This is a genomic window from Amycolatopsis sp. CA-230715, assembly GCF_018736145.1.
In the GTDB taxonomy this organism is placed as follows: Bacteria; Actinomycetota; Actinomycetes; order Mycobacteriales; family Pseudonocardiaceae; genus Amycolatopsis.
The window spans coordinates 5,862,928-5,877,455 of sequence record NZ_CP059997.1 but is presented as its reverse complement, the minus strand read 5'-3'; the positions used below and the strand labels follow the sequence as shown (position 1 = coordinate 5,877,455).

The following is a 14,528-nucleotide window of genomic DNA, read 5'->3' as shown; positions in this document are numbered from 1 at the left end:
CCTAGGCCACGAGGTCCACTGTGGACCCGCTGCGAGCCTTGTGCACGCGAAGGCGGGTCGGGATGCGCTGGCGCAGTTCCTCGACGTGCGAGACGAGGCCGACGACCCTGCCGCCGGCGCGCAGCTCGTCCAGGATGTTCATGACCTGGTCGAGCGTCTCCGCGTCGAGGGTGCCGAAGCCTTCGTCGACGAACAGGGTGTCGAGCAGCGCGCCGCCGGTCTCGGCCGCGACGACGTCGGCGAGACCGAGAGCCAGCGCGAGCGAGGCGAGGAAGGATTCGCCGCCCGACAACGTTTTCGCGGGCCGGACAGCGCCCGAGTAGTCGTCGAGGACGTCGAGCCCGAGGCCGCCGCGCGTGCCCCGCGAACCCGCGGCGTCCGAGTGCACGAACGAATACCGGCCCTGGCTCATCGAGCGCAGGCGCGCGGTGGCCGCGAGCGCGACCTCTTCGAGCCTGGCGGCGAGCACGTACGAGCGCAGCGACATCCGGCGTGCGTTCTGGCCCCTGCCGTTGACGACGTCGGTGAGCGCGTCCAGTTCGGCGAATTCGGCCTCGGCGGGCGCCAGCTCGTCGAGGGTGAACTCCAGCTTCTCGGTCAGCGCCGAAAGCTCCGTCGAACGCGCTGTCGCGGCTTCGAGGGTCGCGAAGGCCGCACGTGCCGCTTCGCGCGCCTCGGCCGCGGCCTCGCGCGCCGCCTCGACGTCGACCTCGGTTTCCGGTGCCACGTCGGCAAGTTCGGGCTCGGCGAGCACTCCGCGCGCCCGCGCTTCCTCGGCGGCGAACTCGCTGATGCGCTTTTCGAGTTCGGCGATCTCGTCCGCGGACTTCGCGGCTGCCTTCACGTCCTCGACACCGGAGAACTCCGCCTTTTCCAGTGCGGCACGCACGACGGCGCGCTGCTCGTCGAGGCGTTCCTCGGCGGCGAGCCTGCTCGTGCGGGCTTCGGCGAGGGAGTCGAGCGCGGCGACGACACCGGTCAGATGTTCTCGCCGGGCAGCGACATCGCGGTGCTCGCCTCGCGCGTTTTCCAGGCGTTCGCGGCGTTCGGTGATCGTCGCGGTCAGCGCTTCCTGTTCGGCGCGGGCCTTCGCCACCGCTGCGTCCGCGGCACGGCGCCGGGCCGACAGCTGCTCCGCCTCGGCTTCGGTCTTGGTGATCAGCCCGGCCAGCCGCGCCTTGTCCTTCGCGAGTACCGCGAGTTCGCCGGCTTCGGCCTTGACCTTGGCGTGCGCTGCGGTCAGTTCGTCCGGCGACTGCGCGCGCAGCCGCTCGTGCAGCACGGCCACCGCGTGTTCGGCCTCGGTCTTCGCGGCCTCCGCCTTGGCACGGGCGGCTTCCGCGCGGGCTTCCGCCTGTTCGGCGAGGTTTTCCTGCCGCTCGTCGACCTGATCCCCGGACGGGGCGGCGGGTGCCGGATGCTCGGCGGACCCGCAGACCGGGCAGTCGTCGCCGGGCCGGAGCCCACGCGCCAGCTCGGCGGCCATGCCATCGAGCCGCAGTTCGCGCAGCCGCAGGCGGTGCTCGCGCGCGGTTTGGTGCTCGTCGACCGCGGCACGCAAGATCTCCTGCGCGGTGGCCAGGCTCGCCTGCGCACCCGGAAGTTTCGCGGCGTCGGCGACCAAACCGGCCAGCTCGGTTTCCTTCGCTCGGACGCCTTCGAGCTTGGCTTCGGCTTCACCGGCCACGATCCACTGCTCCCGCAGCGCGGTCAGCTTCGCGGGTGCGGCTTCGAGCTGCGTGGCCACTTCAGCGGCTTCGCTCGCCGAAGTCTTCTCGACCTGCTGAAGCCTCGTGACCTCACGTTCGTCTTCGCGCTGCCGATCGGCTTCGGCGACGAGCCCGGCGAGCGCGCCCGCTTCTTCGCGGAGCCCACCTGCCAGCTCCCGCAGCCGCTCCACCGGGGCGCCCTGTTCCTCGCAGCCCAGCTCGACAAGCGCCTGTTCACGGCGTTTCTCGGTCTCAAGTGCTTGGCGCGCCTGCGTTTCCAGCCGCGCCGCGCGCCCGGCCTCGTCGAGCACCGGCAACGCCCGCGTCGCCGCCGCGACCTGCGCCGCCCACCCATCGCGTTCTTCTCGGCGCGCTTCCAGCTCGGTGAGCTTCGCCCGCGCCGTGCGCACCCGCTCCACCCGACGCGCCGCGTCGGTCCGGACCGCGAGCAGTTCGTCGGCCTTCTTGCTCTTGGACCTTGCCAGGCTTTCGGCCTGCTCCGCCGAGGACACCGCGTCCTTCGCCACGCTGAGCAGCTCGGCGACCCATTCGGAATCGGCGTTCTCCGGGATCTCGCGGCCCGCCGCCTGCGCGAGGCGCGCCACCCACTCCCGGACAGACTGCCGCCGCCGATCCAGCGCGCGGCCCCGTTCGGTGCGCCGCTCGCGGAACCAGCGCTCCACCTTGGCGAAGCGTTCGGTGCCGAACAGCCGCTCGAGCAGTTGCTCGCGCTCGGTGGTCTCGGCGCGCAGGAACCGCGCGAACTCGCCCTGGGGCAGCAGGACGACCTGGAAGAACTGTTCGGCGCTCATCCCGAGCAGGTCCTGCACGGTCCGGCCGACCTCGTCGATCCGGATCAGCCCCTCCGGCGCGCTCCCGTGCGGCGGGTCGTCGAGCCAGGTCAGCGAAGCCTTCGCGTGCTCGGTGGTGGTGCCGGTGCCGCGCCGCTTCGGCCGCTGGTACTCCGGCCTGCGCACCAGCCGGAACCGGTGGCCCTGCACGGTCAGCTCGAGCGCGACCTCGGTCGGCGTGTGCTCCGCGGCGATATCGCAGCGCAGGCGCTTCACCTGGCCGCGCGCGCCGGGAACGACCCCGAACAGCGCGAACGCGATGGCGTCGAGCAGCGTCGTCTTCCCAGCCCCGGTGTCGCCGTGCAGCAGGAAGAGGCCGTCCGCACCGAGGGCGTCGAAGTCGACGACCTCGTGACCGGGATAGGGCCCGAAGGCCGCCACCTCCAGCCGGTGCAGTCTCATTCCTCTTCTTCCCGTCCCGACGCCTCTAGCGCTTCCGTGAGCAGCTCCTGTTCACGGTGGTTGGGCACCTCCCCCCGGGTGTCGGCGAGGAAGGTCTCCGCGATCTCGGAGTCCGAACGCCCGCGTACCGCCTTCGCGTACCGGAGCGCCGTCGTGGTGCCGCCGCCCTCAGGCTGCCAGTCGAGGTGCACAACGTGTGGGAAGCGCGCCCGAAGAGAGCGCATTCCGTCCACTGGGCGGACCGGATCGGTCAGCGTGACCGACAGGTAGCACTCCACGACCTGTTCGAAAACGGGCTCCTCGAGCAACTCGCCGAGCTTGCCGCTGATCTTCGCCAGCCGCCTCGGCACCGGCAGCTCGCGGCGGCGCACCTCGCCGAGGCCGTTCTCGTCGAGGTCGACGAGCCAGACCGCCTTGCGCTGCGCGGCTTCCTGGAACGAGTACGCGAGCGGGCTGCCCGAATAGCGCAGATGCGGTGCCAGCACCTGCGGCCCGTGCAGGTGGCCGAGCGCGACGTAGTCGACCCCGTCGAACACCGAGCCTGGCACCTGTTCGACGCCGCCGACCGCGATCGTGCGCTCCGATTCGCTCGGCGCGCCGCCGGTGACGAACGCGTGCGCGAGCACGACCGATCTCGTGCCGGGCTCGCGGGCGGCCAGGTCCTCCCACACCCGCCGCATGGCCTCGGTGAGCACGCCGGTGTGCCCGCGCGCGTCGGGCACGCCGAGCGCGTGGCGCGCCGGTTCCGGCTCCAGATAAGGGATTCCGTAGAACGCGACGGTGCCGTGCCGGTCTTCGACGAGCACCGGCTCGTGCAACCGAGCGATGGTGGTGCGCAGGTGGAGCCCGCCCGCGGCGGCGAAATCCGCGAACGCGCCGAGGCGGGGCGCGGAATCGTGGTTGCCCGAGGTGAGCACGAGCCGCGCCCCCGCCGCGTGGAGCCTGCCGAGCGCGGCCGTGGCCACGCGCACCGCGTCGGCCGAGGGGACCGCGCGGTCGTAGACGTCGCCCGGCACGACGACGACGTCCACCGCCTCGTCGACCACGAGGTCGGCGAGGTGGGACAGGATCGCCTCCTGGTCGGCAAGGAGGTCCGCGCCGTGGAAGGTGCGGCCGACGTGCCAATCGGAGGTGTGCAGGACTCTCACGCCGCCCAAGCTAGAGCCCCGCACCGACAACTCTGCGCACACCCCCGGCTACAGTCACTCGAACGAGTGTTCGGGACCGGTGTCTTCCCTGGTTCGGCGTCGCGACCGGTTCTCGGCGCCACCAAAGGAAAAACCAGCCGGGCGGCGCGTCCGCGGGTTTCTGTCGTACCCCTGCGCCAGAATGCGACGAGGTCGGCTGAGAAGGGGTGTTTCCAGTGGGTTCGGCGGTGTTCGGCACGGCGACGGTGGTCGTCGCGCTGGCGCTCGCGGTCGGGGTGTTCCTGTTGTGGCGGCTGTACAACGACAGTCTCCGCAGGGCCGACGCGGCGGCGCGCCAGGTCGATGTCGAGCGGTCGCGGGTGGACCAGCAGCAGGCCGCGCTGCGCCGCTACGAGGTCGCGTTCGCGTCCATCAGCGGCCGCGGCGAACTGGGCGAGCAGGTGCTCGTGGAAACCGCGCGCGCGCTCGGGCTGCGCGAGGGGCTGCACTTCACGCTGCAGACCGATCTCGCGGGCGGCGGCGCCGCGAAACCGGACATGGTGCTCAGGGTCGCCGGCGACCGGACGGTCCCGGTCGACGCGAAGGCGAGCATGGCGTGCTGGGCGGAGGCGGTGGAGACGAACGACACCGACGAGCGGATGGACGCGCTGCGCGTGCACGTGCGCAACCTCCGCTCACGCGCGGCCGAGCTGGCGGGCAAGGGATACCAGCGCTGGGCGGACGCGATCTACGGCACGATCATGTTCGTCCCGTCCGACGCCGCGGTGGTCGCCGCGCTCGACACCGATCCCGAGCTGCTGCGCTGGATGATCGACCGGCGGGTGTTCCTGTGCGGGCCCACCGGGTTCGCCATCGTCGCCTCCGCCGCGATGTTCGCGGCGAGCGACCGAGCGGTGATCGAGGACGTCGAACGGGTCCGCGCCGGTGCCGCGTCCGCGCACCGCGCGGCGGGCAACGCCGTCGACGCGCTCAACCTCTCCAGCACGCACCTGCAGCGGTTCGTTTCGGCGCGCCGCCGCGAGCTGGACGCGCTCGAAAGCTTCCGGGCCGCGGTGGCCCCGCTCACCGAAGCCGCCGCGAGCCCCGCCCCGGTACCCGAAGTCAGAAGGGGGGACGAGCTGGCCGCCGGTTGAGCGGACAACTTCATACCCACCCGATTTGCCCGGGTCCCCGGCGCGGTCCGGCGTCCAGCCGAAAAGGTTGAGACCACCTGGCCGAGTGTTGTGTTTCGCAACTTCACGGCAGTGGTAGCCGCAATGCGTCTCGAACGGGATACGGTGTTCTCTTGTGACCGCCATTCGCGATCGCCGGAGCGATCCAGACGCCGACGGTGCCCCGGTACCTTGGGACGAGCGTCCCGTCCTCGGCGCCAGAAGAGGTCTGCCCTGGTGGGGTGCGGTACTGCTGGCGTTCGGCCTGGCCGTCGTCGGCGCCGTGATCGACCTCAAGTTCTTCGGCAAGACGGACCCCGGCCCGCTCTTCTACACGCTCTACGTCCTCGGGTCGGTCGGTGGCGTCGCGGCGGTGCAGCGACGCGGGCTGTTCGGGCCGATGGTGCAGCCGCCCCTGGTGCTCGCGCTGAGCGTGCCCGGAGTGATCCTGCTGGTCGTCGGGGCCCCGAACAGCGGGCAGAGCGACGGCCTGGCGAAGGTCCTCCAGGTCGGGCAGCCGCTGATCAACGGCTTCCCGATGATGGCGATCACCACGGTCCTCACGCTCGGGATCGGGATCTGGCGGATCTACCGCGAACGCGACCCCGAGGCGGTCAAGGCGAAGGAGCGCGCGATGGAGCGCGCCCGTGAACGGGAGCGCGCCGAAGGCGCGAAAGGCCCTCGTGGCGGCGCCGGAGCGCCGCCCGCCCGGGGTGCCCGTCCCGCCGACGGCCGCACCACCGGGCCGCAGCGCAGGCCGATGCCGCCGGAGGGCGCGCCGCCTCGCCGCCGCCCCCGGCCGGAGGACGCCGACCGCAGGCGCGACCCGGACGCGCGCAAGACCCCGCCGCCAGGACGCGGCCAGCGACCGCGGGCTCCCCGCCCCGAAGACGCCGACCGCAGGCGCAATCCTGCGAGCGGCAACCCCCGCGCCCGGAAGCCACCGCCACCGCAGCGCGGCGGCAATCCCAACCCCGACGCCCCCCGTCGCGGCCCGCGGCGCCCACCGCGCGCGAACCGCCCCTGGGACGACGAGGGCTGACGGCCCACGCTGCAGTTAGCGGGCTAAACGTCGTGAGCCGCCGAGCCGCCGAGAATCCTGGCGGCTCGGCGGTGGGGTGGGTCAGCTGCTCTTGGTGCGCAGTTCCCGCGGCAGCGCGAAGGCGATCTTCTCGTTCGCGGTGGTGACCTCGTCGACGTCGCCGTAGCCGCGCTCAGCGAGCCAGTCGATCAGCTCCATCACGAGCACGTCCGGCACCGAGGCGCCGCTGGTGACGCCGACCGTGGTGACGCCGTCGAGCCAGGTTTCGTCGACCTCGCGGGCGAAGTCGATCAGGTGCGAGTCGCGCGCGCCCGCCTGCAGGGCGACCTCGACGAGCCGCTTCGAGTTGGACGAGTTCTTCGAGCCGACGACGAGCACGAGATCGCATTCGGGCGCCATCGCCTTGACCGCCACCTGCCGGTTCGACGTGGCGTAGCAGATGTCGTCGCTCGGCGGGTCCGCGAGGTCGGGGAAGCGCTCGCGCAGCTGGTCGACGCGCTCCATGGTCTCGTCGACGCTGAGCGTGGTCTGCGAAAGCCAGATAACCTTGGACGGATCGCGCACGGTCGCTTTGTCGACATCGGCCGCGGTGTCCACGAGCTGCACGTGCTCCGGAGCCTCACCGGCGGTGCCTTCGACCTCCTCGTGGCCTTCGTGGCCGATGAGCAGGATGTCGTAGTCGTCCTTGGCGAACCGGTTGACTTCCTTGTGCACCTTGGTCACCAGCGGGCAGGTCGCGTCGATCGTGCGCAGGTTCCGCTCGGCGGCCTCGGCGTGCACCGCGGGCGAGACGCCGTGCGCGGAGAACACCACGAGCGCGCCTTCGGGCACCTCGGAGGTCTCGTCGACGAAGATGACACCGCGCTCGCGCAGGGTGTCCACCACGTGGCGGTTGTGCACGATTTCCTTGCGCACGTACACCGGCGGGCCGTAGAGCTCGAGCGCCTTCTCGACCGCGACCACCGCCCTGTCGACGCCGGCGCAGTAGCCGCGCGGCTTCGCGAGCAGCACGCGCTTGCGGGGTTCGGAGGTGGCTGCGGGTTCGGTTCCGGGACTCGCTGCACTCATGCCCCCCAGGGTACGGCCACCGTCCATGTGCGGCGGGTCACGCGCCCTGCGCCGAATCGCCCATCCGGTTGGGCAGGATGGCGCCGGTACGGCACGCTAGTCATCATGAAGCCTCTCCCGCTCCCCCTTCGCGTAGCCGCCGGGCTCGCCGTCACGACGGCAGAGCGGGTGCGCGAGCTCCCGAAGCAGGTCGCCGGGTTCCCGGTGACCGTCGCGAGCCAGGTGCTGCAGTTCTCGATGCGGGTCCAGCAGCACGTCACCGAGCTGGCCATCAAGGGTGACGACGCGCTGTCGTCGTTGCGCCCCGTCGAGGACACCCCGAGCTGGGCGACCTTCGACGAGGACATCGAGCCGCCGGTGAGTCCGGTCACCGAAGAACCGGAAGAACCCGAAGTGCCGGAAGTGCCCGTCGTTCGCGCGCAGACCGTGAACGGCAGCCACCCCGGCGCCGGTGACCCGTGGGCGGCCGAAGAGCAGGCGCTCGCCGAGGCGCAGGGCGACGGTCCGGCCGGGATCGCGCAGTACGACGACCTGACGCTGCCCCAGCTCCGGGCCCGCCTCCGGCGGCTGTCCGCGGAACAGCTCGAAGAACTGCTCGCCTACGAGCGCGACCACGAGAACCGCCCGTCGTTCATCGGCATGCTCGCCCGCCGTCTCGGCAACGTGCAACGCGAAGGCCCCGAAAACGCCACAGACGCCGCCGAAGACGAAGACCGGTGACGGCGCCGAAAGACGGCTCGAGCCCGGACAACGCGTGGCCGGTGCGCACGGTGGCCCGCAAGATCGCGGACTGGGTGCACCGGCTCGGCACGGTGTGGGTGGAGGGCCAGGTCACCCAGATCTCGGCGCGCCCCGGCACGTCGACGGCGTTCCTGACGCTGCGCGACCCCTCCGCCGACGTCTCGATGACGGTCACCTGTCCCACCGGCCTCCTCCGCTCGGTGGAGCCGCCGCTGCGCGACGGCGCGAGCATCGTGGTGCAGGCGAAGCCGACGTTCTTCCTCGGCCGCGGCACGATCAGCTTGCGCGCCACCGAAATCCGGGCGGTCGGCATCGGCGAGCTGCTCGCGCGGATCGAGCGGCTGCGCAAGCTGCTCGGCGCCGAGGGCCTGTTCGCGCGCGAACGCAAGCGCAAACTTCCGTTCCTGCCCAAGGGAATCGGACTGATCACCGGCAGGGCGTCCGCCGCGGAACGCGACGTGCTCGTGAACGCGCACGCGCGCTGGCCGTCCGCGCGGTTCCAGGTGCTCAACACCGCCGTGCAGGGCGTGCAGGCGGTGCCGCAGATCCTGCGCGCTCTGTCCACTTTGGACCGGGACCCGGCGGTGGAGGTGATCGTGATCGCGCGCGGCGGCGGCAGTGTCGAGGACCTGCTGCCGTTCTCCGACGAGGCGCTGTGCCGCGCGGTCGCCGCCGCGGGCACCCCGGTGGTGAGCGCGATCGGGCACGAGCCGGACACCCCGCTGCTCGACCACGTCGCGGACCTGCGGTGCTCGACGCCGACCGACGCGGGCAAGCGCATCGTGCCCGACGTCGCGGAGGAGAGCCAGCGCGTGCGGCAGATGCGCGACCGCGGGCGGCGCGCGCTGCACGGCTGGGTGGACACCCAGCGCAGGCTGCTCGACCAGATCCGCAGCCGCCCGGTGCTGGCGGACCCGTTCGCCCCGATCGAGCGGCGCCACGACGACGTCGAGCGCCATCGCGAGCACGGCAGGCGCGCGATCTTGTCCACACTATCGAGTGAACAGTCGGCGCTGACCTCGGCGAGGGCCCGGCTCACCGCGCTCGGACCTGCCGCGACGCTCTCCCGCGGCTACGCTGTCGTGCAATTTTCCGACGCCGAAGGCAACCTCAAGGTGCTCCGATCGGTCTCTGAAATCGAGGACGGCACATCGCTGCGCGTCCGCGTCGTGGACGGCGCGGTCACGGCGACGATCAGCGGTATCGAAGAGGGTGAAGGGCGGTAGCGATGCGAGCCACCAGCACGGCCGCTTTCCTCCCGCTCACCACGCAGGCCGCCGCCGGAGTGCGCGCGAGGGAAGTGCTCAGGATGGCCCAGGAGACCGAGTCGGCCGCCGCCGACTGCTGGGCCGCGCTGCTCGCCGGGTGCGAAGGCGCCGGCCGCTGGGGCCTGGATTCCCGCCTTCGACGGCTGTCCGAAGCGACCTCGCGGCACGTCGGCTCGCGGTGGTGGTTCGCCGAGGGCGCGAGTCACCGGCTCCGGGTCGCCCGCGCGCAGGCCGAGGTCGAGGACGCGATCGAAGAGGGCGACGGGAGCGAGTTCGCCAGGGCGTTCGTCGGGTACGACCACGCGATGGCGAGCGCGGTAGTGTGCGCTGGGTCGCCGGGCACCGAGCCCGCGAAACCCGCTCGGCCGAAGACGGGCACGGGCGGACGGCACCGGCGGCGCACCTGACCCGAACCGACCTGGAGCCGCGCAGCGTGAGCGAACCGAGTACCGAAACCGCCGAACTCGGCTACGAGCAGGCTCGCGACCAGCTCGTCGAAGTGGTCCGAGAACTCGAAGCGGGCGGCCTGTCGCTCGAACAGTCGCTTGCGCTGTGGGAAAAGGGCGAGCACCTGGCGAAGGTGTGCGAACGGCATCTCGAAGGCGCCCGTGAACGCATCGAAGCGGCGCTGGCGTCCGTTGAAGAGGGCGCCGAAGACGACGAACAGTGACGCTCACCATGACCGCCGGTAGCGCGGCGGGGGGTGGGGATCTGAGAGGATTGTGCCCCGCCGAGCCAAGTTGACTCCAGGAGGCACCATGCCGTCCACCAGCGCGCCCCGCCGCAAGGAAGCCCCTGACCGCAACCTCGCGATGGAACTCGTCCGGGTCACCGAGGCGGCCGCGATGGCCGCGGGCCGGTGGGTCGGCAAGGGCGACAAGATCGGCGGGGACGGTGCCGCGGTCGACGCGATGCGCCAGCTGGTGTCGACGGTGTCGATGAACGGCGTGGTGGTGATCGGCGAGGGCGAGAAGGACGAAGCGCCGATGCTCTACAACGGCGAAGAGGTCGGCAACGGCGACGGCCCCGCCTGCGATGTCGCGGTGGACCCGGTCGACGGCACGACGCTGATGGCGAAGGGCATGCCGAACGCGCTGGCGGTGCTCGCGGTCGCCGAGCGCGGCGCGATGTTCGACCCGTCCGCGGTGTTCTACATGGAAAAGCTCGCGGTGGGACCGGAGGCGGCCGGGCTGGTCGACCTGTCCGCGCCGATCGCGGAGAACATCCGCCGCGTGGCGAAGGCGAAGCACAGCGGCGTCTCCGACGTCACGGTGTGCGTACTGGACCGGCCGCGGCACGAGCAGATCGTCAAGGAGATCCGCGAGGCTGGCGCGCGGATCCGGTTCATCTCCGACGGTGACGTCGCGGGCGCGATCGCGGCGGCCCGCCCGACCACCGGCGTGGACATGCTGCTCGGGATCGGCGGCACGCCGGAGGGCATCATCGCGGCGTGCGCGATGAAGTGCCTCGGCGGTGAGCTGCAGGGACGGCTGTGGCCGAAGGACGACGCCGAGCGGCGGAAGGCGATCGACGCCGGGCACGACCTCGACCAGGTGCTCACCAACGACGACCTGGTGCGCGGGGACAACGCGTTCTTCTGCGCCACCGGCGTGACCGACGGCGACCTGCTGCGCGGCGTGCACTACCGCGCCGGCGGCGCCACCACGCAGTCGATCGTGATGCGGTCCAAGTCCGGCACTGTCAGGCTTATCGACGGCTACCACCGGCTCGAGAAACTTCGCGCGTACGCGTCGGTCGACTTCGACGGCAAGCTCGACGAGAACCTCGACGACGACGTGGTGCCACCACTGCCGTAAAGCAGGAAGGACCGGAAATGCGTGCCCGGATGGTCGCGGTGCTCTTCGCCGCACTGCTCGCGGGCGCGGCTTCACCCGCTGTGGCCGCACCCGCGATCGTCGGCGGTGCCGCCGCCGACCAGCCGTACCCGTTCATCGTGTCGCTGCAGAACAACACCGGCAGACCGTTCTGCGGCGGCTCGCTGATCGCGCCGGACTGGGTGGTGACCGCGGCGCACTGCGTCAAGGACAAGAACCCTTCGGCGCTGACGCTGCGCGCGGGCAGCAACGACCACACCCAGGGCGGCGAGATCGTGACGGCGGCGAAGATCGTGGCGAACCCGGACTACGAGAGCAACAAGGCGGGCGGGGACATCGCGCTGGTCAAGCTCGCCGCGCCCGCGGCTGCGGCCCCGATCCCGGTCGGCACCGCCGCCGCGGTCGGCACGAAGACGCGGCTGCTCGGCTGGGGCCAGACGTGCGCGAACCAGGCGTGCGGCGAGGATCCCGTGGTCCTTCAGCAACTCGACACCTCGATCGTCGCGCCGTCGCGGTGCGTGGCGGACTTCGACCAGGCGCACGAACTGTGCACCGACAACCCCGGCGGCACCGCGGGCTCGTGCTACGGCGACTCCGGCGGCCCCGAACTCGTGCGCGCCGGCGACCGCTGGCAGGTGCTCGGTGTCACCAGCCGTCCCGGCGACGACGGGAACACCTGCGCCAAGTCGCCGTCGATCTACACCTCCGCGGTCGCGTATTCGGGCTGGCTCACCGACACCATGAAGGCCGGTTAGCTACTCGACATTGCTGGAGTGGCCCGGGAAGAGGTGCGCTTCGGGGTTGAGGGCGACCGCGATGTTGTTGACCGCGGTCGCCGCTTCGCCGAAACCGGTCGCGATCAGCTTCACCTTTCCCGGGTACGCGGCGACGTCCCCGGCGGCGTAGACGCGGTCGCGCGCGGTCGCCATCGTCGAGTCGACGCCGATCGCGCGGTGGTCGATCTCCAGGCCCCAGTTCTCGATCGGGCCGAGGTCGGCGGTGAACCCGAGCGCGGCCACGACCGCTTGCGCGGGAAGGGTTTCCAGCCCTGAGCCCTTCACGTCGACGACGATTTCGGCGAGCTTGCCGTCGCCGCCGTCACGCAGTTCGACCACCTCGGCGTCGGTGATGATCCGGGTGCCCAGCTCGGTCACCTCGCGCACGATCGACTGCGCGGCGCGGAACTTGGCCCTGCGGTGCACGAGCGTCACGCTCGCCGCGACCGGGTGCAGCGCGAGCGCCCAGTCGAACGCCGAGTCGCCGCCACCGACCACGACGACGTGCTGCCCGGCGTGCACGTCGAGCGCGGGCACGAAGTGGACCATGCCCCTGCCGAGCCAGCCGTCGCCGGCGGGCAGCGGGCGCGGGGTGAACTCGCCGATGCCCGCGGTGATCAGCACGGCGCCCGCGTGGATCACCTCGCCGCCGTCGAGCGTGACGTCGAGGCCGTCGCCGTTGGTGGCGAGGCCCTCGGCCTTGCGCCCCAGCAGGTACTCCGGGTTCCACTGGGCCGCCTGCTCGACGAGCCCCTTCACCAGGTCCCTGCCGCGCACGGCGGCGAACCCGCCGACGTCGTAGATCATCTTCTCCGGGTACATCGCGGTGACCTGGCCGCCGGGTTCCGGCAGCGAGTCGACGACGGCCGTGGAAAGGCCGCGGAATCCCGCGTAGTAGGCGGCGAACAGGCCCGTTGGCCCGGCACCGACAATGAGTACGTCAACCTCGGGCGAGCTCATGCTCACCGTCCTTCCGCCAGTGGTGGGTGGCGTGATCGGGAACACAATCGATCCTAGACCCGGCGACCCCAGACCCGGCGACCCCAGCCTCGACGTGGGCGACGCCACGGCGCGAACCGCGCCGTGCTGGGACAGACTGGCGTCATGGCTGAACAGGAATACCGGATCGAACACGACACGATGGGCGAGGTCCACGTCCCCGCCGGCGCGCTGTACCGCGCACAGACGCAGCGCGCGGTCGAGAACTTCCCGATTTCCGGCCGTGGCCTGGAACGCGCGCAGATCCGCGCGCTCGGCCTGCTGAAGGCGGCCGCGGCCAGGGTCAACGCGCGGCTCGGCGTGCTCGACGCCGAGGTCGCCGGCGCGATCGCCGCCGCGGCCGACGAGGTCGCCGAAGGCGCCCACGACGCGCACTTCCCGATCGACGTGTTCCAGACCGGGTCCGGCACCTCGTCGAACATGAACGCCAACGAGGTGATCGCCACCCTCGCCACGCGCGCGCTCGGGCACGACGTGCACCCGAACGACCACGTCAACGCGTCGCAGTCGTCGAACGACACCTTCCCGACCACGATCCACGTCGCGGCGACCGAGGCCGTGCTGACCGACGTGATCCCCGCGCTGGACCACCTCGCGACCGCGATCGAAGCGCGTGCCGCGGACTGGGCCGACGTGGTGAAGTCGGGCCGCACGCACCTGATGGACGCGGTGCCGGTGACGCTCGGGCAGGAAGCGGGGGCGTGGGCGGCGCAGGTGCGGTTCGGCATCGAACGCCTCCGCGCGGGGCTGCCGAGGCTCGGCGAGCTGCCGATCGGCGGCACCGCGGTGGGCTCGGGGCTGAACGCGCCGGACGGGTTCGGCGCCGCGGTGTCCGAGGAGCTGGCGAAGGTGACGAACCTGCCGCTGACCGAGGCCCGCAACCACTTCGAAGCGCAGGCGACGCAGGACAGCGTCGTCGAAACGTCCGGGAACCTGCGCGCGGTCGCGGTTTCGCTCAACAAGATCGCGAACGACCTGCGCTGGCTGGGTTCCGGGCCGCGCACCGGTCTCGGCGAGCTGGCGCTGCCGGATCTGCAGCCCGGCTCGTCGATCATGCCGGGCAAGGTGAACCCGGTGATCCCCGAGGCCACCCTCCAGGTGGTGGCGCAGGTGATCGGCAACGACGCCGCGGTCGCGTTCGCCGGCGCGCAGGGCAACTTCCAGCTCAACGTGAACCTGCCGGTGATCGCGCGCAACGTGCTCGAATCGGCGCGCCTGCTCGCCGCCGTCTCGAAGTTGTTGGCGGACAAGGTTTTCGAGGGCGTCACGGCCAATGTGGACCGTGCGCGCGAATACGCCGAGGGCTCGCCGTCGATCGTGACGCCGTTGAACAAATACATCGGGTACGAAGAAGCCGCGGCCGTCGCGAAGCAGGCGCTGAAGGAGCTGAAGACGATCCGCGAGGTGGTGATCGAGCGCGGGCACGTCGCGAACGGCAAGCTCACCGAGGCCCAGCTCGACGAGGCGCTCGACGTGCTGCGCATGGCGCGCGGCGGAAAGTAGTCCGTTGCGCGTGCTGCCCAGCACCGCTTGAATTG

The 14,528-nt window shown here is 71.5% G+C and carries 13 protein-coding genes; 9 read left to right on the top strand and 4 right to left on the bottom strand.

All coding sequences use genetic code 11. From position 1 onward, the window contains the following. Position 1: 1 nt before the first annotated feature. Both HUW46_RS28290 and HUW46_RS28285 read right to left on the bottom strand, forming a co-directional pair. Positions 2–2,962, bottom strand: a complete 2,961-nt coding sequence (locus tag HUW46_RS28290; RefSeq protein WP_215541829.1) for an AAA family ATPase — start codon at positions 2,960–2,962, stop codon at positions 2–4. After that, a complete protein-coding gene (locus HUW46_RS28285; RefSeq protein WP_215541828.1) occupies positions 2,959–4,110 on the bottom strand; it encodes an exonuclease SbcCD subunit D in 1,152 nt (383 codons plus the stop codon). The genes HUW46_RS28290 and HUW46_RS28285 overlap by 4 nt, the downstream gene beginning before the upstream one ends. A 215-nt stretch (positions 4,111–4,325) precedes the next feature. On the opposite strand from HUW46_RS28285, the gene rmuC reads away from it, so the two are divergent. Continuing rightward, complete coding sequence (rmuC, locus tag HUW46_RS28280; protein ID WP_215541827.1) at positions 4,326–5,243, top strand: DNA recombination protein RmuC; 918 nt, start codon at positions 4,326–4,328, stop codon at positions 5,241–5,243. Positions 5,244–5,397: 154 nt separating this feature from the next. Continuing rightward, complete coding sequence (locus HUW46_RS28275) at positions 5,398–6,303, top strand: DUF6542 domain-containing protein (RefSeq protein ID WP_215541826.1); 906 nt, start codon at positions 5,398–5,400, stop codon at positions 6,301–6,303. Positions 6,304–6,384: 81 nt separating this feature from the next. Here HUW46_RS28275 and HUW46_RS28270 read toward each other — a convergent pair whose 3' ends face one another. After that, entirely contained in the window at positions 6,385–7,371 is a 987-nt protein-coding gene (locus tag HUW46_RS28270) for a 4-hydroxy-3-methylbut-2-enyl diphosphate reductase (RefSeq protein WP_215541825.1), read from the bottom strand. Positions 7,372–7,476: 105 nt separating this feature from the next. Between HUW46_RS28270 and HUW46_RS28265 the strand changes: the two genes are divergently transcribed. The 6 genes from HUW46_RS28265 (at position 7,477) to HUW46_RS28240 (ending at position 11,970) form a co-directional block, all read left to right on the top strand. Then, positions 7,477–8,091, top strand: coding sequence for a lipid droplet-associated protein (locus HUW46_RS28265; RefSeq protein ID WP_215541824.1), 615 nt, complete (start codon positions 7,477–7,479; stop codon positions 8,089–8,091). Next, complete coding sequence (xseA, locus tag HUW46_RS28260) at positions 8,088–9,338, top strand: exodeoxyribonuclease VII large subunit (protein ID WP_215541823.1); 1,251 nt, start codon at positions 8,088–8,090, stop codon at positions 9,336–9,338. Before HUW46_RS28265 ends, xseA begins: the two co-directional genes overlap by 4 nt. A gap of 2 nt (positions 9,339–9,340) precedes the next feature. Beyond that, complete coding sequence (locus tag HUW46_RS28255) at positions 9,341–9,787, top strand: hypothetical protein (protein WP_254124976.1); 447 nt, start codon at positions 9,341–9,343, stop codon at positions 9,785–9,787. A gap of 26 nt (positions 9,788–9,813) precedes the next feature. Continuing rightward, positions 9,814–10,050, top strand: a complete 237-nt coding sequence (locus tag HUW46_RS28250; RefSeq protein ID WP_215541822.1) for an exodeoxyribonuclease VII small subunit — start codon at positions 9,814–9,816, stop codon at positions 10,048–10,050. A gap of 88 nt (positions 10,051–10,138) precedes the next feature. Next, positions 10,139–11,197, top strand: coding sequence for a class II fructose-bisphosphatase (gene glpX, locus HUW46_RS28245; RefSeq protein WP_215541821.1), 1,059 nt, complete (start codon positions 10,139–10,141; stop codon positions 11,195–11,197). 17 nt (positions 11,198–11,214) lie between these two features. After that, positions 11,215–11,970 (top strand): S1 family peptidase, encoded by a 756-nt coding sequence (locus HUW46_RS28240; protein ID WP_215541820.1) that lies wholly within the window; start codon positions 11,215–11,217, stop codon positions 11,968–11,970. On the opposite strand, the gene HUW46_RS28235 is transcribed toward HUW46_RS28240, so the two are convergent. After that, positions 11,971–12,951: an NAD(P)/FAD-dependent oxidoreductase gene (locus tag HUW46_RS28235; RefSeq protein ID WP_215541819.1), complete on the bottom strand. Its 981-nt coding sequence runs from the start codon at positions 12,949–12,951 to the stop codon at positions 11,971–11,973. Positions 12,952–13,095: 144 nt separating this feature from the next. On the opposite strand from HUW46_RS28235, the gene HUW46_RS28230 reads away from it, so the two are divergent. Then, positions 13,096–14,493, top strand: coding sequence for a class II fumarate hydratase (locus HUW46_RS28230; protein WP_215541818.1), 1,398 nt, complete (start codon positions 13,096–13,098; stop codon positions 14,491–14,493). Positions 14,494–14,528: the final 35 nt, after the last annotated feature.

Excerpts from the sequence above, each read along its gene's own strand:
- HUW46_RS28290 (WP_215541829.1), bottom strand. The coding sequence starts at position 2,962 with ATGAGACTGCACCGGCTGGAGGTGGCGGCCTTCGGGCCCTATCCCGGT.
- HUW46_RS28270 (WP_215541825.1), bottom strand. The coding sequence starts at position 7,371 with ATGAGTGCAGCGAGTCCCGGAACCGAACCCGCAGCCACCTCCGAACCC.
- HUW46_RS28265 (WP_215541824.1), top strand. The coding sequence starts at position 7,477 with ATGAAGCCTCTCCCGCTCCCCCTTCGCGTAGCCGCCGGGCTCGCCGTC.
- HUW46_RS28255 (WP_254124976.1), top strand. The coding sequence starts at position 9,341 with ATGCGAGCCACCAGCACGGCCGCTTTCCTCCCGCTCACCACGCAGGCC.
- glpX (WP_215541821.1), top strand. The coding sequence starts at position 10,139 with ATGCCGTCCACCAGCGCGCCCCGCCGCAAGGAAGCCCCTGACCGCAAC.
- HUW46_RS28240 (WP_215541820.1), top strand. The coding sequence starts at position 11,215 with ATGCGTGCCCGGATGGTCGCGGTGCTCTTCGCCGCACTGCTCGCGGGC.
- HUW46_RS28235 (WP_215541819.1), bottom strand. The coding sequence starts at position 12,951 with ATGAGCTCGCCCGAGGTTGACGTACTCATTGTCGGTGCCGGGCCAACG.
- HUW46_RS28230 (WP_215541818.1), top strand. The coding sequence starts at position 13,096 with ATGGCTGAACAGGAATACCGGATCGAACACGACACGATGGGCGAGGTC.